Source organism: Reinekea forsetii (genome assembly GCF_002795845.1).
GTDB classification, from domain to species: Bacteria; Pseudomonadota; Gammaproteobacteria; order Pseudomonadales; family Natronospirillaceae; genus Reinekea; species Reinekea forsetii.
Window position 1 is genome coordinate 1,205,597 of the sequence record NZ_CP011797.1, and the last position, 16,494, is coordinate 1,222,090.

Genomic DNA, 16,494 nt, shown 5'->3' on the forward strand with positions numbered 1-16,494 from the left:
GAAATAAACGTAAGCAACAGCAACATCAGACCGGTTAGTTGTCTGAGAGGGTATGGCACTGTAGTAGCAATCCTTTGCTCGTGAGGTCTGTTACGGCCCTGTAGGTATTTTTTGTGGTGTAAAAACAGACAGATTTAACTAATGACCGGAGTATAGATGACCGGAGTATAGACCGAACACTGTCTGAGCGAAAAAGTATACCGAACCTGGATTTCTAAGTGGGTATTATGTTCCTAGATTGAGAACTACATCTAAAACATTCTACGAAATAGTTCTGCGACCGATAGAAAAAGCCCCAATAAAGGGGCTTATAAGTTTTGGCTATTTTCATAGCTCTTTTTTCTTATTCTCGCTAGCGCAGATAACGTCCATGTTCGCCAACCTTACCGGGGCCGTCTAATACATAGGCGCCGATCGAATTAGACTGAACATTAAAGGCCAGGGTGCCATTGTTGACGTTGATGGTATTGCCGGTCACCGCATCACGGTAGGTACCGTTGGGCACGCCCGACACCGAGATACTCTGGCCGTTACCGGTGGCCAGGCCGACTACGGCGTAGCTTTCTTGATTATTATAATCACGCACGAAGCTCATGCCCGAGCCCCATTCGTTGACCTTATCCATCACGCCCATTTGCAACGCAGGAACGGCATGGCGGATTTGATTCAGGCGTTTAATGTGCTGATAAAGTGGGTGGCTTTGGGTGGCTGCGCGGTCGTCCAGGTGATCGCCATAGTAGGCACGACCAGTGTCGGCGACCGTATCATCATTGCTCTGGATATCGTGCGGAAAGCCGGCCTTAAACATAATTTCTTCGCCATAGTAGAGCGATGGAATGCCCCTTATGGTCCACAACAGATTGTAGGCAAGGGCCGCGTTAGCCTCGGCACCGCCGAAACGGAATTTAAAGTCATTGTCCGGGCCGACATCGTGGTTTTGAAAGAAGGTCACCAGTTCAGTCGGGTCAGCATAGGTCCAATCCATCGAGAGGGCGCCGCCGATGCCACCCAATGAGCCATGGGTCACATTGTCTCGAAAGGTTGAGAACAGCGGGAAGTCGAGTACCGATAGGTTCGAGTCGCCGCTTGGATTGGCCGGGTCATTGCCGGTCCGGGTGTACCACCAAGGGCGGATCGCCGCAGGGCCATTGTCGTTACCGATTTCGGTGCCAAAGCCCAGACCCTTGACCAGGACCTCGCCAAAGACAAAGGTGCCGGGTTTAAAGGTTTGCCAATCCTCTATATAGGTCAGCAGCTCGTTGCGTTCAATGTGTTTGGTGGTATCGAGCCGGATCGCATCAACGCCCATGGCCAAATACTTGTGCATAGCGCCATTGATGTAGTCCTTCACATTCTGGTTGCCGGTCGCTAAATCGATGGTGTCCCCGGCCATATGTTTGGTTTGCAGTGAGGTCGGATTCTCCCAGTCACCGCCGGCCATAAAGCCGTCTTGGTGATACCAGTCCGGGTCCAGTGTCGCGGCATCGATCCCAAAGAATCGACCGGGGTTGTAGCCTGCTTTGGGCACTGTGACGCCGGTTAGGGGATCGACGAGCGGCAGCACCCCTTCGGCATCGATTCTGTTGCGACTGCTAAACCAGAAGGGTGCAACGGAGTTGTCATTGTCATCGCGAAAGGTGCTTTGATAATCACCTAGGTTTCCCTGGTAGGCGCCGTTATCAACCAAACCTTGTTCGGCGCCGGCCGGGACATAGTATTTGATCGGCAGATGGTCGATCCAAACCTGATCGCGTATACCATACTGACTGGAGTGATTGATCACCACATCTTGCACCACCTTCATACCCAAAGCATGGGCGGCATTGATAAAGTCTTGGTAGGTCGCATCCGAGCTTTCGAGGCGAGGATCCACCTGGGTCCAGTCGTAAGCGTGGTAACCGTGGTAATCCAAACCGCTGCGGTTGACCACTGGCGGGGTCACCCAGATAGCGGTGAAGCCCAGGTCCTTTATATAGTCCAATTGGGCGATCAGGCCCTTAAAGTCACCGCGCCATTGGGGATCATTGGGTTCGATCCGGTCCCGGTTGTAATAGTTATTCGACGCGTCGCCATCGTAAAAACGCGCGGTCATAACAAAGTAAATGGTTTCGGAACGGAAGTCGATTGTACCGGTTTGGATCGGGTCAATTTGATAGGCAAACCGTTGCTCCGCCTCATTCCCGCTGGCATCGACCGTGAGGGTCCGAATCGTTAGGTCATCGCCACTGCCGATATCGTGCGCCGAGAAAATCTGCTCGACATATAGCGCAGAGTCCTGCGTTGCCTGACTGCCATCAAGCGTAAAATACAGGCTCGGCTGGGCGTCTTTGTTGTCGCTCACCTGAAGACGAATACGTTGACTGTTGCTATAGGTGCCCGGCGAGGGTAGGGCGCTAACTTGCGCGGGTATCGAATCATCACCCCCTACCTCGGCCACGCTAATAGTTTTGGTCACCGAATTAAAGCGAATGTCATAGGTGGTGAAGTCAGCCACGACTATATCGGCATTGGGATAGTTTTCAATCCAATCACCGCGATGATCGATCTTAAAACGAGCATTATCGGCTTCACCAGCAAAACTCACCCTAACTTCGTAGTTGTTCTGACCGGCATCGAGCATGGCCGTGGTGGACCAGCCATTGGCGGTGCCGCGAAAGTACCAACTGTCTTGCGTACTTTCATCGTCACAGTTGGCGACAGTTACGCTATCGATGGCTTGGTTGAGGGCGTTAAAGCGAATCTCAACACTGCTATTGGCGGACACCTCGTAGTCAGCAGAAGGGTAGTTTTCCGCCCAATTGGCAAAGCGATCAATCTTGAAACGAGGGCTCCCTTGACCATCGCCCTGAGCGAAGGTTTGGCAGGTGGCATAGACACCCTGGCCTCGGTCATCCAGCGCTGTAGCGGCCCATTGATTTGGTGTGCCACGGAAATACCAGTCTGCGCTGGCCATTTGGCTTACCAATAAGGTAAGCAGCAGGGAAAATCTTAATGTCATATCGAACTCCGATCTATTGTTCGGTTAAAACAGGGATTGGCACACCAAAGGTGGTCCGTCTGATTGAGGTGAAAGGTCTACTTTAGGGCGGCAACTTGATTAACCAGTCCGTGCGTTAACAGCTCGATGCGTTAGATAAAGTACTTATTTGTTATTGTTGGTTTGTAACCATCCTAATACTTTTAAATATTTTGTATTCCTCCTCAGCAGACGGAATTGTATTGAGCCAATCTGGCATTTTGATGGCCCGAATAGGTTCTCAATTTGCAGTCAATGGTAACGGCATATACAAGATAGACGCCTTGTCTAGAGGGTTTCGATCGACCCCAGAGCAAATTCCGCCCCCTAGGGAGGAATACATTTGGCCATTAAATTTTAACAATATGGGAATTCGATAGGGACGACATATTGGCAGTGGGACTTGCAGTGTTCACGTCAATGTTGATCGATTATGTAACGGTTAAGATTGCATTGAAGGAGAGATAATCATGGATTCAGTTATATTTCGACCGGTCAATGTCACCGGTAAATTGATCAAACGTCAACTCTGTCCGAGGATTATTGATGGTGTCGCCCCGCTCAATGTTCTGTTAGCCCCCTCAGGTTATGGCAAAACAGCACTCGCACTGGATGTCTATGAGACTTGGACGGAAAGCCGAATCTGGGTTAATGCTGAACACCATGAGGACTTCGTATCGGGCGCGCGTATTTTGTTGGCCTACTTGGCGCGCACCGTCGATGGCGGTTTTTCTTTTAAGGCCGACTATAACGACGTTGCCAAATTGGCAATACAAATCGGTGATCGATTGCATCTCATTCTCAAACCCTTTTTACTGGTCGTCGATGGCCTTACCCCTCAACACGATGGCCGTATTATCGAACTGTTCTATGAGTTGTCCCAATATTTGCCCAGCCAACACAAGATCCTAATAAATGGCCTCAATGGTGTTGCTCGGCCCAGTCAGCGGCTGCTCTGTCAGGGCAATATCCAGATATTCACCGCCCCGGCCCTGCGTTTTAACAGCGTGGAAACGGCAACCGTCGTGCCGCCAACATGGCGCCAAGACAATCACCGCATGCAGTTGGTTAACGCATGTGAGGGCTGGCCAGTGTTGCTAGGTTTAATGGTGCAGCAGGAGAAACAGGAAAATGACTTCTGTTTGCAAGAGCAGGTGTTAATCCGCTATATCAAGGAAGTTATGAGTCACAGCTTGAGCCCTGCAGCGCTGCAGTTTGCCAACCTCCTAGTAGAAGTGCCCGAATTCGACTCTGAATTATTGACCTGCTTTCGCGGCCATGACGCCGAAATTGTAAAGGAACTGGTCGACACGGGCTTTCTGATTCAATTACAGCACTATGGTTTTCAATATCACTTTCGCTGGCCCTCCTTGGTCCGAAAAGCACTGCAGCATGGCACTGCTCGGAAAAAAATTTCTCGCCTAGAGCTATTACGCCTATTAGCCTGGGCCGATCGCACAGGGCGTTGGGCCGATGGTCTAAATTTTGCCCTGCAATTGGATAATCCGGCACAGATCATAACTCGTCTGATCCGTACCGGTCGGCAAGTCCAGGAATCGGGCAAGGCTAACCTACTGCGCGAAGCCCTTGCCTTGGTTCGTCAACACACGCCGATTGAAGAAAATATAGATCTGCTGTTCATTGATCTGGCCGCTCATACCCTCCAGCCGGAAAAGATCTTGCAGTCCAAAATCGACCAGTCCTATCGGCTGTTGAAGACCTTAACGTGCGATAAACAACGGCAGTATCGGGTCTGGATCGAGTGTGTAGAAGCTCAGGCCATAATGCGCAAATCGGACCTCGAACGAGCGCAGGCCTTTGCCAACAGAATTCGAGACAATGTTTGTGAATTACCCGACTATTATCAAACTCAGGCGCTCGGCGTATTGGGTGAGGTGGCCATGCTGAGCGGGGATCTGGCGGAGGCATTGCACTATTTTCAGCAGGGTGAACTGGTCGCCATGCAATCTGATCTGCTCTCTTCTGTGTTGTGGCACCGCCATCAACGAGCCCAGGTGATGACCCAAATGGGGCAAATAAACCTCGCTACCAATGTACGGTTTGCAGCCATACAGTTCGCACGTGAAAAGAATGGCATGGCATTGTTTTCTTATGAGTGTTTATTGCGCGCCCATTGCGAGCAGTTGCTACGCGAATTGCGCACCTATGAGGCCGAGCCCTTTTTAAATGAGCTGGAACAACGTTGTTTATTAATAGGCGATATCGACGGTCTGCCGATCAATATGCTGCGGCTGGAATTGCATCGATTGAGATGCTGGGTCGATTCCCAATACCACTATGATATTAGCCCAACGGTCGAGATGATTGAACGAGCCTTATTGCGTGCCCAACACCCCCATGTGCTGGTTAGGGCAGAACAGACGCTGTTGAATCATTGGCATCAAACTGAACAGATCCATGCCATTAGTCAGTGGTACAGCCGGCACAATCAGCCTGTTGTTCATCCTCAAGGGGCCGATGAATTACTGCATTTGCGCAATTTGATTTTTGCCTATCTGGTCCTGCAACAACACGATATTGAGGTGCAACCCAAATGGGTTGATTTCACCGATCTTCAGTTAGAAAAATGGCTTGCCATATGGCCTACTGTGGGCCCTATGGCGGTGTTGCTGTATGCCCTAATAGATTTTCATGAGCCGACCGATCAGCGTATGCCGTGGATATTTAAGTGCATAGGACTCTTCAGTCAAGCCAATAATTTGGCCGAACCCTTAGCGTATCATCCATCTTGGTTGGAGCCGCTGTTCAAGAGTAATTTCACCATTCAACGTTTTCAGTCGACCTTTATTTCTCGTATTCATGCGATCTGGGGCAATAGGGTCAAGACGCGGGTGGTTCGCCAAGATCGAGCCCAACCGGAGCAGACACAAAATCTAGGCTTGTCGCCTAGGGAATGGCAATTACTGCAGTGTGTTGCTAAGGGGATGACCAATGAAGACATTGCCGATCATTTGAATTTATGTTTGGGGACGGTTAAGAATCAATTGACCAAAATATACCGGAAATTGGGTGTCAGTGGTCGTGGAGCTGCACGCAGTCGCTATAAGTCACTGGCTGAAGTGGCTTGAATTGGATCGGGTCATAGATTGTGTTCAGGTAGGGAACAGGGCATAAAAAAGTGACCCTATTTGTGACCGTTGCCGGACCGGAATCTTGGTACATTAGAGTTCGGAACCCCGGGTGCAGCCAACAAGGTTTGGCCGCAATCAATACAAAAACAAAAGGCTAATGAAATTATGAAAAACAGAATAAGAACATCAATCAGTGTGTTGGGTTTGGCAGCCTTTACCGGCGCAATGGCTTTTGCCATGCAGGCACCACCGGCGAAAGATGTGACGGTACATCTATTTGAATGGAAATGGACCGATATCCAAAACGAATGTGCTTTTTTGGAATCTAAGGGCTATGGCGCCATTCAAGTGTCTCCGCCCAATGAACATGCCGTGATCAACACCAACACAGAGCAATATCCTTGGTGGCAACGCTATCAACCGGTCAGCTATGAATTAGGTCGCAGTCGCAGCGGTACGCTCGGTGAGTTCCAACAAATGGTCACGACCTGCTGGCAAGACCACGGCGTTAAGGTCTATGTTGATGCCATTATCAACCATATGGCGGGTGACTCAGGCATCGGTTCAAACGGTACCCCATTTGGCAATCTAAACTATCGATTGTTCGATGATTCGGATGGCGCGGTAGTTTTTTCCCAAAACGATTTTCATCCTTGGTGTGAGATAAATTGGAACCAACCCTTTGTTTCCGCCGATGAAATTCAAAATTGCTGGATTGCAGAAGGCGGACTGCCAGATTTAGCCACCGAGAACGAGGATGTTCGGGGTAAAATAATCCGCTACTTTAACAGTCTAATCGATATGGGCGTGGCCGGCTTCCGCATCGATGCCGCTAAACATGTTAAAGCGAGTGAATTGGACAGTATCTATTCCGGTATGCATGATCTTCGTTCTGAGGCGAACTGGTTTTCGGCCAATCAGCGCCCGGTTGTATATCAGGAAGTAATAGGTGGTGGACCGAACGAAGCAGTAGGCATCGATGAGTTCATGTTTACCGTTAAGGGAAAAAGAATGCAGGTTACCGAATTCAGTTATGGTAAACGCATCGGTGAAAAATTCAGAGACGATGGTAACGGCACCTTGGCCGACTACCTGCTATATGATTTCCCAATAGGCAGCGCCGGTTGGGGTTTGGTCGACAGTGCCTATGCGGTGGTGTTTACCGATAATCACGACAATCAACGTGGTCATGGTAACGGCTACTGGACCAGCACAGATAACAACTCTATCGGCGGCATCGTTACCAACTATTATGACGGCGGAGTGTATAACTTGGCCAATGTCTTTATGCTGGCATGGCCCTATGGGTCACCCAAGGTGATGTCCAGCTATGACTGGCCTCGAAACGTGATCGAGTATAACGAGAATGGGCAATTGAAACGCAAAGATATCAACGATTGGATGGGCCCTCCTGCCAACGACGGGGCGACCCAAGATGTGGCCTGTGGCAATGGTTGGGTCTGCGAGCACCAATGGCACGCCATCGCCGGCATGGTGGGCTTCAATAACTACAGCCAAGATGCGTGGAATATCGGTCACAGTTGGCATAATGATGGCAATCAGATTGCCTTTGCCCGTCAGACTGACACCGGTGAGAGTCGAGCCTTCGTGGTGATCAACCGAGAAGGGTCTGCATTGAATCAGACCTTTTCAACCGGATTACCCGAAGGTAACTACTGTGATGTCACCCAAGGTTCTTATGACTTTGTTGGCCAAAGCTGTACCGGTGCTTCAGTAAGTGTAGACGGTAGCGGTTTAGCAGCCTTTAATGTACCACCCATGACGGCCTCAGCAATTCATGTTGGCGCCCCAATCGGCTCCCTGCCACCACCGCCACCTGAAGATTGCAATTTTGACGCACTGAATCTGCGCGGTACCGTGAACCAATGGGGCAGCAGCCCTATGACCTGTATGGGCGATAACATCTGGCAGATAGACGGCGTGGTGTTCGATAGTGGCGATAACAACGGGCTGCCGCGCTTTAAATTTGACCGCTTCAGTAACTGGGTGGAAAATTATGGCGACAATAACGCCGACCTAATCGCCGAACGTTCTGGTAAGGATATAGTTATCCGTAATTCGGGTACCTATAGCATTCGTTTCAATGATGCTAATCTGTCCTATGAATTAATTGGCGATATCCGACCCACCGAAACCGTTAACGTTAACTTTAGTTGCAATAATGGTCTGACGCGGCTGGGTACCAGTGTATATATAGTCGGTAATGTTCCTGCTTTGGGTAATTGGGCGATTGTCAGCGTTAAGCAAAAACTGGAACCGATGAACTACCCAACTTGGACCGATAGCGAGACGATGCGTCTACCAAAAAACACCGTCGTCCAATGGAAATGCGTGAAAGCCGATGAGAATTCTTGGGTGATCTCTGAATGGCAAGGGGGCCCTGATAATGTCTTTAACATCGGTGCGGATGATGGTGCGACCGGTGCTAGTTTTTAACTCGGCCCGTTAGATTGAGAAATCAACTCAAGTCAGTGTGGGTTAATTGTCGATCGTGACTCTAGGCCCCGAAACCAGCTTTCGGGGCCTGACCCATACATAGGCGAGAGGTTTTGGCTCTGGTGCAGAAAAATGCCTGGGCTTCCGCCTGCAATTGCGCCCCCTAAGGAGGAATACAGCTACCGATCATTGAACGATACTCTGGCAATATTTTGATATAGCGCTTGGTAATATAATAATAACAAAAAGCTATTAAAGCTCAGTTCAAAACCTGATCGGGATGCAGTTATTAAAACCCCCAACAGATTGGCTTGCAGAAGCACTGAGCAAGAATGGCCCAGCGAAAGCAAGGTTGTGGCCAATAAACAAGCAGACGGTCGCGCGACAAAGCCAATTGAGCAAGCATTGGCAAGGTGGCGAGCGCCTCAGAGCACATTATTTTAAATATATTTCCTTTGTCCAAACCAAAAGGATGGGTGGCATGATCGCGCTCAATTTCTCCACCTTCTTTACAAGGAGTTTCCCTCTGCAAAGTTTTTGCTACTGCCTAAAGGGTCCGGAGTTGCTTAGAATAAAATCACATAAATATGTGTGACTAATTCGATGCCTCTGAAAAAAAAAGCCAATCAGAGCCTCTGGATTCAACCCTATAAGCTCATCTGTCCATCGATCAATCAAAAATTATTGGTGCGAGAACGGTTGTTTTTACTGCTAGACCAGAGCCAGGTCAATCCCTTGACCTGTATCTATTCGCCTGCCGGTTTTGGTAAGAGCACACTGGTAGTCAGCTGGTTGCGTCAGCGCCAATTGACCTATGGTTGGTACTCCTTAGACATCAATGATAACGATCCCAGCTATTTTGCCAATCATCTTATACAGGCTCTGCACCAGGCCAGTAACAGCGGCTGCCCGCAGAGTTTGGCCTTAGTGCAACAGCAAGAATATGCCAATCTGCACAGCCTGTTATCGAAAGCGATGATGGAGATTGCGCTCGCTACCACGCCCTTCTTTATGATCCTAGATGACATTCAATCCATAACGGATCCGATTATTATTCAGGCATTGCGGCACTGGTTGAAAATGTTACCGGTGCAAATTCACGTCATACTATGTTGTCAAAATGAACCCCCATTTGCCTTGTCGAGTTTTAGGGTCAAGGGCCAGTTGATTGAAATTGGCTCGACCCAATTGGCTTTTAATGAGGCCGAGGCGGCAGATTTTTTGAAGCAGAATTTAAACTTTGATGTGCCGGTCAACGTGGTACAAGAACTAGTTGAGAAGACCAGTGGTTGGCCAGCGGCGATGCAATTAATTTCACATAACGCTCATTCCACAACTGATCTTATCGATGCCTCGGGTCGGTTGGGGCAGGGCGCGTTCGAGGTTGATTCCTTTATTCTAAATGAGGTGGTCTATCAGCAACCGGAAAAAATACAATTTTTCCTCCTTAATATTTGTGTTTTTGAGCAATTTAACGCCGCTCTCTGCGATAGTCTGGTGCGACAGTCTGACAGCGAAACCTATATCTACGAGCTGGAGCAACGCCAGCTCTTTATTTATCGCGTACAGGGGCAGGAACGCTGGTATCGATTGCAAGATATATTCCGTGACTGCCTAATTAAGAAGTTACAAGCGGGCTGCAAAGATCACTGGGATCAACTGCAAGAGAATCTGATTCACACCTTTTTAAACAACGGCTTAACCATCGAAGCGGTGCAACACTGTCTGCATCTTAAGGAACAAAAATACATCCTCATGGTCTTGGAGAGCGCCGGGGTTGAGCTCTATCAGCGCGGGCAATTTGCCACTCTGACTAAAATGTTTCATTACGTCAGCCTGGATGCGACCAAACAAAATCGTAAGCTGTCCTTGTTAAAGGCCTGGGTGTTGTTAGCCACCTATCGAGAGGACGAGGTCGCCAAGCTGTTGCCCGATGCCGGGGGCGAAGACTATCCGGAGTTGTGGGCCGAACACATAGTCGCTCAAGCGCAAGCCGCAAACAATGTTGAGGAGTTTGAGTTGGCTAAAAACCTGGCGGAGCAGGGCATGAAACACCTCAAACCGGACAGCTTCGTATCGCGTACCGTAACCTATTCGGTTCTGGGTCAGAGTGCCCTCTGTCGAGGTGAATTGAGTAATGCGCTGTCGCTGCTCAAAGAGGCGGAAAAACTGGCCTTTGATCACGGTCTGGTCCAACAGCGGTTATGGTCCATGTGCCTAATATCCGATGTCTATGCGGCATGGGGCAAAATTACCATGGCATTGGAGGTGCAACTCGATGCGATCAATATGGCGCATGACAATTGTATAGAAGACGTGCCCCATATGGAGTTCTTATACCGCAATAGAACCCAGCTGCTGCTTGAACAGGGTGATCTTGCCCAGGCCGATCGGCTACTGCTCAAGAGCGAGCAGGTTATTGAACCACTGGGTAACTATGGTTTGTTAAATATCCATGTCCAGCGCGGACAGATCGCGCTGTGGCGAGGGCAGACGGAAAGTGCGCGCAATTTGGCCTTTCAGGTCAACTATCTGCTGCAAAATTACGAATACCATACCGATTGGTTGGCCCATGCCAATGAATTCCTGCTCGCCTGTCAAAGCAGCGGGATATTGGAATTTGAACCTAATTGTATTTGGCGCCAAAAACACCTGGTTTGTGCGCCTGAAAACCATTTTTACCAACACTATCAACGCGCCTATGCGATTCGACATTACCTTGCCGGCGATAAGGTGCAAGCGATCGCCCAATTGAGGCGGCTTATTGTTGCCGCAGAGCGAGTTGGATTAACGCTGCAAGCCTTTAAAAACAAATTGCTCTTAGCCCTATGGCTTAATGATAAGGAAGGTTTGCGGATTTGGGCCGCCGAAATGCCCAAGTTCAGTGAATTGAAACCACTCCAATCCATCTGGTTAAGTACCCTATTCTGTGCGGAGAATCTTCAGCGAGATTGGCCGGACTGGAATGTTTGGTTTAGTCACAGTGCGCTCGATAGCGGCAATGTGGCTCAACAATTGGATGGTATACTGGACAGCCTGAATCGGCAGCATGCCAATGCCCATGATCTAGTGACGCCGAAAGAAGTTCAGGTGTTGTTGCTGATCGGCGAAGGTTTGAACAACGATGAAATAGGCACCAGCATGCATATAGCGGTTTCGACCGTGAAAAGCCATATTCGTCGACTGTATCGCAAATTGAATATCAATAAGCGAGCCCAAGCCATTGAGATCAGTAAGCATCTTTAAGGACCACTCCGACTCAAGATACTTCGCCCTATTGGGCCGCATCTTAGATTTTTTACGACCCGATCGCGTTGCGAAGCCATGCCGACCGGCAAGATATTCGATTGATTCGCAGCAACATGAGGTTGCGCTTGCCACGCTTAAAACGCTCGGATCAGGTTAAGTTGACCTATTTATTGCAAAAAGCCCATAAGGGATTGTCCCTAACATTGCAGCATCGGCTGGCCGAGAGGGCACTGGCCCTGGTGGATCCCTCGGTCTGAATAGGCAGACATAGCCCCGTCAATTCGAGGTTTATGGCAGCCTGGTCCTAGCCAACCTTGACCCGCAATGATGGGCTAAGCCACTGATAAGTCTGATTTTTTTGAAAAAAGCTTGCAAGCCCCGTGAAGATCCGTAATATACGGCTTTCTTTAGGACTATAGCTCAGTTGGTTAGAGCGCTGCCTTGACATGGCAGAGGTCCCCAGTTCAAATCTGGGTAGTCCTACCAAATTTTAAGAACCCGCCCAAACGGCGGGTTTTTTGCGTTCTAGACCGCCAATCTGCGGTATTATCAAACCCAAGGCTCTATCCAACCGCGTGCCCCTGTAATTGTATCTTTGCCAAGAGTTTTAAATATGACTATTCGAGCGGCAACCAAAGCAGACTGGAGTGCTATCTGGCCCATTTTCCATGACATAGTCTCTGCTGGCGATACCTATGCCTATGAGCCTACGATTACGGCCGAGCAAGCCGAAAAAACTTGGCTGGATAGCCCGCGAAAGACCTTTGTCATAGAAAATCGGGGTGAGATTGTGGGCACATACTATATCAAAACGAATCAGGCCGGCCCGGGCAGTCATGTTTGCAACTGCGGTTATATGGTGTCCCCTGCAGCGAGGGGCCAAGGCTTGGCCACTAAGATGTGTGAGCACTCGCAGCGAGTTGCCCTAGAGCTGGGCTACCAGGCGATGCAGTTTAATTTCGTGGCTGCGAGTAACAAGGGGGCCATTAGGCTCTGGGGTAGGCTTGGGTTCGAAACCATAGGAAGGCTGCCGAATGCGTTCAATCATCCTCAGCAGGGTCATATAGATGCCTTGGTGATGTATCGGTGGCTGGTAAGCGAGTAGGGAATTAGATTTAAGAAGCTACGTGATAGGTCTGTGACAACAAAAAACTCGCCAAGAAGGCGAGTTTTGGGGGTTTGCTTATTGCTAGCAAGGCCGTTGGCCTTAGATCATTCTTTATCTTTCGGCGTTGCGTCAGGCTCTTCCGTTTCTTCAGCTGCTAGTGGCGTTAAAACCTCAACAATGACATCTCGACTCAACTCACCGCGTAACTCTCCTTCGCTGTCCACTACTGGTAGCGGATATTCATGCTCTAGAGTTTCTGGGATGACCGTCTCAATCACGCTTTCTGGTCCGACTGTCAGATCCGAATCGTAGTAATGTTCGTCTGACAGAGCCGCGCTGTGCTCGGTATCTGGGTATTCTTCCAGATCGTCTAAGGATAGCGCGCCCTGATAGCCCTCGGTATTGACGTTGAAGGCATAGGCGTGTTTAGAGCTGCGCATTTCCGCCAAGGCTTCACCGACCGTTTTAGCCGAGATGCGCTGGATGGCGGGTAGCATAACGGAATCGACGGTCAAGGCTCTGCTGCGATTAACATCGCGTACGAAACTCTCGACGTAGCTGTCGGCAGGGTTCAACAGGATGTCGGCCGGAGTGCCGACCTGAACCAAGCAGCCATCTTTTAACATGGCGATTCGATCGCCGATCCGCAGCGCTTCGTCGAGATCGTGGGTAATAAAAACCACAGTCTTCTTCAACTTGTCCTGCAGCTCTACCAGCTGGTCCTGCATTTCAGAACGGATAAGCGGATCGAGAGCCGAAAAGGCTTCGTCCATTAGCAGAATCTCAGCATCGGTACAGAGGGCACGGGCCAGGCCGACCCGCTGTTGTTGGCCACCTGAGAGTTGCGCCGGAAACTGATTTTCATAACCGGCCAAGCCGACGTCGTTGATCCAACGCATAGCGCGTTCGGTACGTTCCGGCTTCGCAACACCTTGTGCGTTAAGGCCAAAGGCAACGTTTTCAACCACGGTGTAGTGAGGCATTAGGCCAAAGCGTTGAAATACCATGGACATCTTTTTCTGCCGAAATTCACGCAAGGCCTTCTCATCATAGGCCATGATGTCATCGCCATTTACGATAACCTGGCCGCGAGTCGGATCGATCAGCCGATTGAAATGGCGGATCAGAGTCGACTTGCCTGAGCCCGATAGGCCCATGATAACGAAGATTTCACCCGGATAAATATCCAAGTTGATATCGTTCAAGCCTAACGAGTGGCCCGTTTCAGCGAGGATCGCATCCTTGCCCATCTGGGCGTCGACCAAGTGCATATGCTTCTCGGGTGATTTGCCAAATAGCTTGGATAAACCCTTGATGCTGATTATTGGTTCAGTCATCGCGACCTCTGAATTGTTGTTGAGAACGTTTGGCATAGGCTTGTGAGACCCGGTCGAATATTATGGCAATTACCACAATGGCTAAGCCGTTAAGCAGTCCCTGGGTAAAGTACTGATTGGTAATGGACTGCAATACCGGCTGGCCTAAGCCTTTCACGCCGATCATTGAGGCGATTACAACCATTGCCAGAGCCATCATGATAGTTTGGTTCACACCAGCCATAATATTGGGCATCGCCAGCGGCAGTTGGACGTTCCACAAGCGCTGCCAAGGTGTAACGCCATAGGCGTCTGCAGCTTCAAGGACATCCTCGTCGACCAGTCGTATACCGAGGTTGGTTAAACGAATGACGGGGGGGATCGCGTAGATAACAACGGCGATGACGCCTGGAATTCGGCCTATGCCGAGCAGCATCACCACGGGAATTAGGTAAACAAAGGCGGGCATGGTCTGCATTACATCGAGTATTGGTGTAATGATGCTCTGTGCTCTATTAGAACGTGACATTGCAATCCCGACAGGGACGCCCACCACTATAGAAAGTAGGGTGCAGACAGTAATCATGCTTAGGGTGCGCATCGTATCTTCCCACATACCGAAAACCCCAATCAGGATTAAGGCGATGGCAACGCCGATCGTCAAGCGAACAGATCGTGCTGCGAAATGGGTAATAGATAGAATGACGCCGATCACTAGCCACCAAGGGCTGGCCAGCAGGAGCTTTTCAAATCCAATCAAGAAGACTAGGAGCGGATCGAAAAAATGCTCGATCGCATCTCCGTAGGATCGAGTAAATTCTCGAAAACCTTCGTCCAGTGTTTTTCGGATTGAAAGAAGTTGGTAACGGTCTAACTGAGGGAATTCTGTAAACCAGGACATATATAATTTCCAGGCGTTCTATAGAAAATGAAAGGCTCCGTCAACAAGGTTGCGGAGCCGATAGGTTGTGCTTACAGTGAAGACATTACTTTTTTAGCTACGTCGTCGCTTACCCATTGCTTCCAGATCGTTGGGTAGTTGTCTAGAAAATACATCGCACCAAATTCGCCATCTGCTTGATTTTCTTCAATCCAGGCTAACAGTTCGTTGGTTTGAGCATTGGTCATAGAACGGCTATTAAGATATTCCATTATCGGCGCTCCAGCATTGGCCGCAAATTCTTCGCCAACAACAGTCCAAACATCGGATGGTGGGTACATAGTTACCTTTGGATCCATGCAATCTTTGTTACCGATGCATTTTTTGAAATGCTCAGCATCTATGCCGCTACCAAAATCGACCTTTTGCATTACATACTTGCCTAGCAGAGCAGTAGGGGCCCAGTAGTAACCGAACCAAGCCTCTTCACGCTCATAAGCCTTAGCAATAGAACCTGCCAAGCCTGCGCCCGAACCTGGATCAACCAATTCAAAGCCAGCTTCTTCTAGCTCAAGGGCTTTAAAGAGATTGGCAGTGGTGATTTGGCAATTCCAACCTGCAGGGCAGCCCATGAAACGGAACGTATCTGGGTTTTCTGGGTTGATGAAGAGTTCTTTATGTTTAATTACGCCTTCAATGGTGGCCATCTCTGGAAATTCGTCGACCATATACTGTGGGATCCAGAAGCCTTCTTCGCCGCCTTCACTAAGTGAACGACCTGCGTAGCGGATTTTCTTGTCTGCTACTGCGCGCTCAAGCACTTCCGCGATTGCACTGGTCCACATTTCCGGTGCGATGTCCGGCTCGCCCTTTTCAACCATAGAAGTACTGGTTGGCATGGTGTCGCCGATAACCAGCTCGGCGTTGCAGCCATAGCCTTCGGTTAAGATAATTTTATCAATGTTGGCCAGCAGTGATGCAGAAGCCCAGTTCATTTCAGCAATGGTGACATCGCCACAATCTGCGCCGAAACTCAATGAGGCGCTAAGTGCTACAACGGATGTCGCAACTATTGTTTGAAATTTCTTCATAATTTTTCCCGTTCGTTTGGTAAATTAAAGACTCAAAAAAGTCTTACAGCGTAAATAAATAAGCTACGTTGTTTTTATTGGAATTATTCTATTGCGGGATAGAGGATTTGGAAACCGAATTTTTATTGGCTCCCTGAGGATGTCGACTTTTAAACTGCGTAATTATTACTGCCGTGGTCTTACAGATGAATCGCATTAACGTAACCAGAAACTGCAATCTGTATCCTGTATTACCATCCTATCCGCCTATAACAATGGCAATCTTAACACCACTACCCAAGTACC

8 protein-coding genes and 1 tRNA gene are annotated in these 16,494 nt (G+C 49.3%); 5 read left to right on the forward strand and 4 right to left on the reverse strand.

The features are described from left to right. Positions 1 to 352 precede the first annotated feature (352 nt). Complete coding sequence (locus tag REIFOR_RS05620; RefSeq protein WP_227003773.1) at positions 353 to 2,998, reverse strand: alpha-amylase family glycosyl hydrolase; 2,646 nt, start codon at positions 2,996 to 2,998, stop codon at positions 353 to 355. 488 nt (positions 2,999 to 3,486) lie between these two features. Here REIFOR_RS05620 and REIFOR_RS05625 point away from each other — a divergent pair, with 488 nt between their 5' ends. The 5 genes from REIFOR_RS05625 to REIFOR_RS05655 all read left to right on the forward strand — a co-directional run bounded on the left by REIFOR_RS05625 (position 3,487) and on the right by REIFOR_RS05655 (position 12,919). After that, the gene (locus REIFOR_RS05625; protein ID WP_100256624.1) at positions 3,487 to 6,105 is read left to right on the forward strand and encodes a helix-turn-helix transcriptional regulator; all 2,619 of its coding nucleotides are present in this window, start codon (positions 3,487 to 3,489) and stop codon (positions 6,103 to 6,105) included. A 168-nt stretch (positions 6,106 to 6,273) separates the two neighbouring features. Then, entirely contained in the window at positions 6,274 to 8,565 is a 2,292-nt protein-coding gene (locus tag REIFOR_RS05630) for an alpha amylase C-terminal domain-containing protein (protein WP_100256625.1), read from the forward strand. 603 nt (positions 8,566 to 9,168) lie between these two features. Continuing rightward, positions 9,169 to 11,811: a winged helix-turn-helix domain-containing protein gene (locus tag REIFOR_RS05640; RefSeq protein WP_100256627.1), complete on the forward strand. Its 2,643-nt coding sequence runs from the start codon at positions 9,169 to 9,171 to the stop codon at positions 11,809 to 11,811. Between the two features lie 412 nt (positions 11,812 to 12,223). Beyond that, positions 12,224 to 12,300, forward strand: a tRNA-Val gene (locus REIFOR_RS05650). A 127-nt stretch (positions 12,301 to 12,427) separates the two neighbouring features. Continuing rightward, positions 12,428 to 12,919 (forward strand): GNAT family N-acetyltransferase, encoded by a 492-nt coding sequence (locus tag REIFOR_RS05655; RefSeq protein WP_100256629.1) that lies wholly within the window; start codon positions 12,428 to 12,430, stop codon positions 12,917 to 12,919. A 107-nt stretch (positions 12,920 to 13,026) separates the two neighbouring features. On the opposite strand, the gene REIFOR_RS05660 is transcribed toward REIFOR_RS05655, so the two are convergent. The 3 genes from REIFOR_RS05660 to REIFOR_RS05670 form a co-directional block, all read right to left on the reverse strand. Continuing rightward, positions 13,027 to 14,259: a quaternary amine ABC transporter ATP-binding protein gene (locus REIFOR_RS05660; RefSeq protein WP_100256630.1), complete on the reverse strand. Its 1,233-nt coding sequence runs from the start codon at positions 14,257 to 14,259 to the stop codon at positions 13,027 to 13,029. Next, the gene (locus REIFOR_RS05665; RefSeq protein ID WP_100256631.1) at positions 14,252 to 15,139 is read right to left on the reverse strand and encodes an ABC transporter permease; all 888 of its coding nucleotides are present in this window, start codon (positions 15,137 to 15,139) and stop codon (positions 14,252 to 14,254) included. The genes REIFOR_RS05660 and REIFOR_RS05665 overlap by 8 nt, the downstream gene beginning before the upstream one ends. 71 nt (positions 15,140 to 15,210) lie before the next feature. Further along, positions 15,211 to 16,209, reverse strand: a complete 999-nt coding sequence (locus tag REIFOR_RS05670) for an ABC transporter substrate-binding protein (protein ID WP_100256632.1) — start codon at positions 16,207 to 16,209, stop codon at positions 15,211 to 15,213. Positions 16,210 to 16,494: the final 285 nt, after the last annotated feature.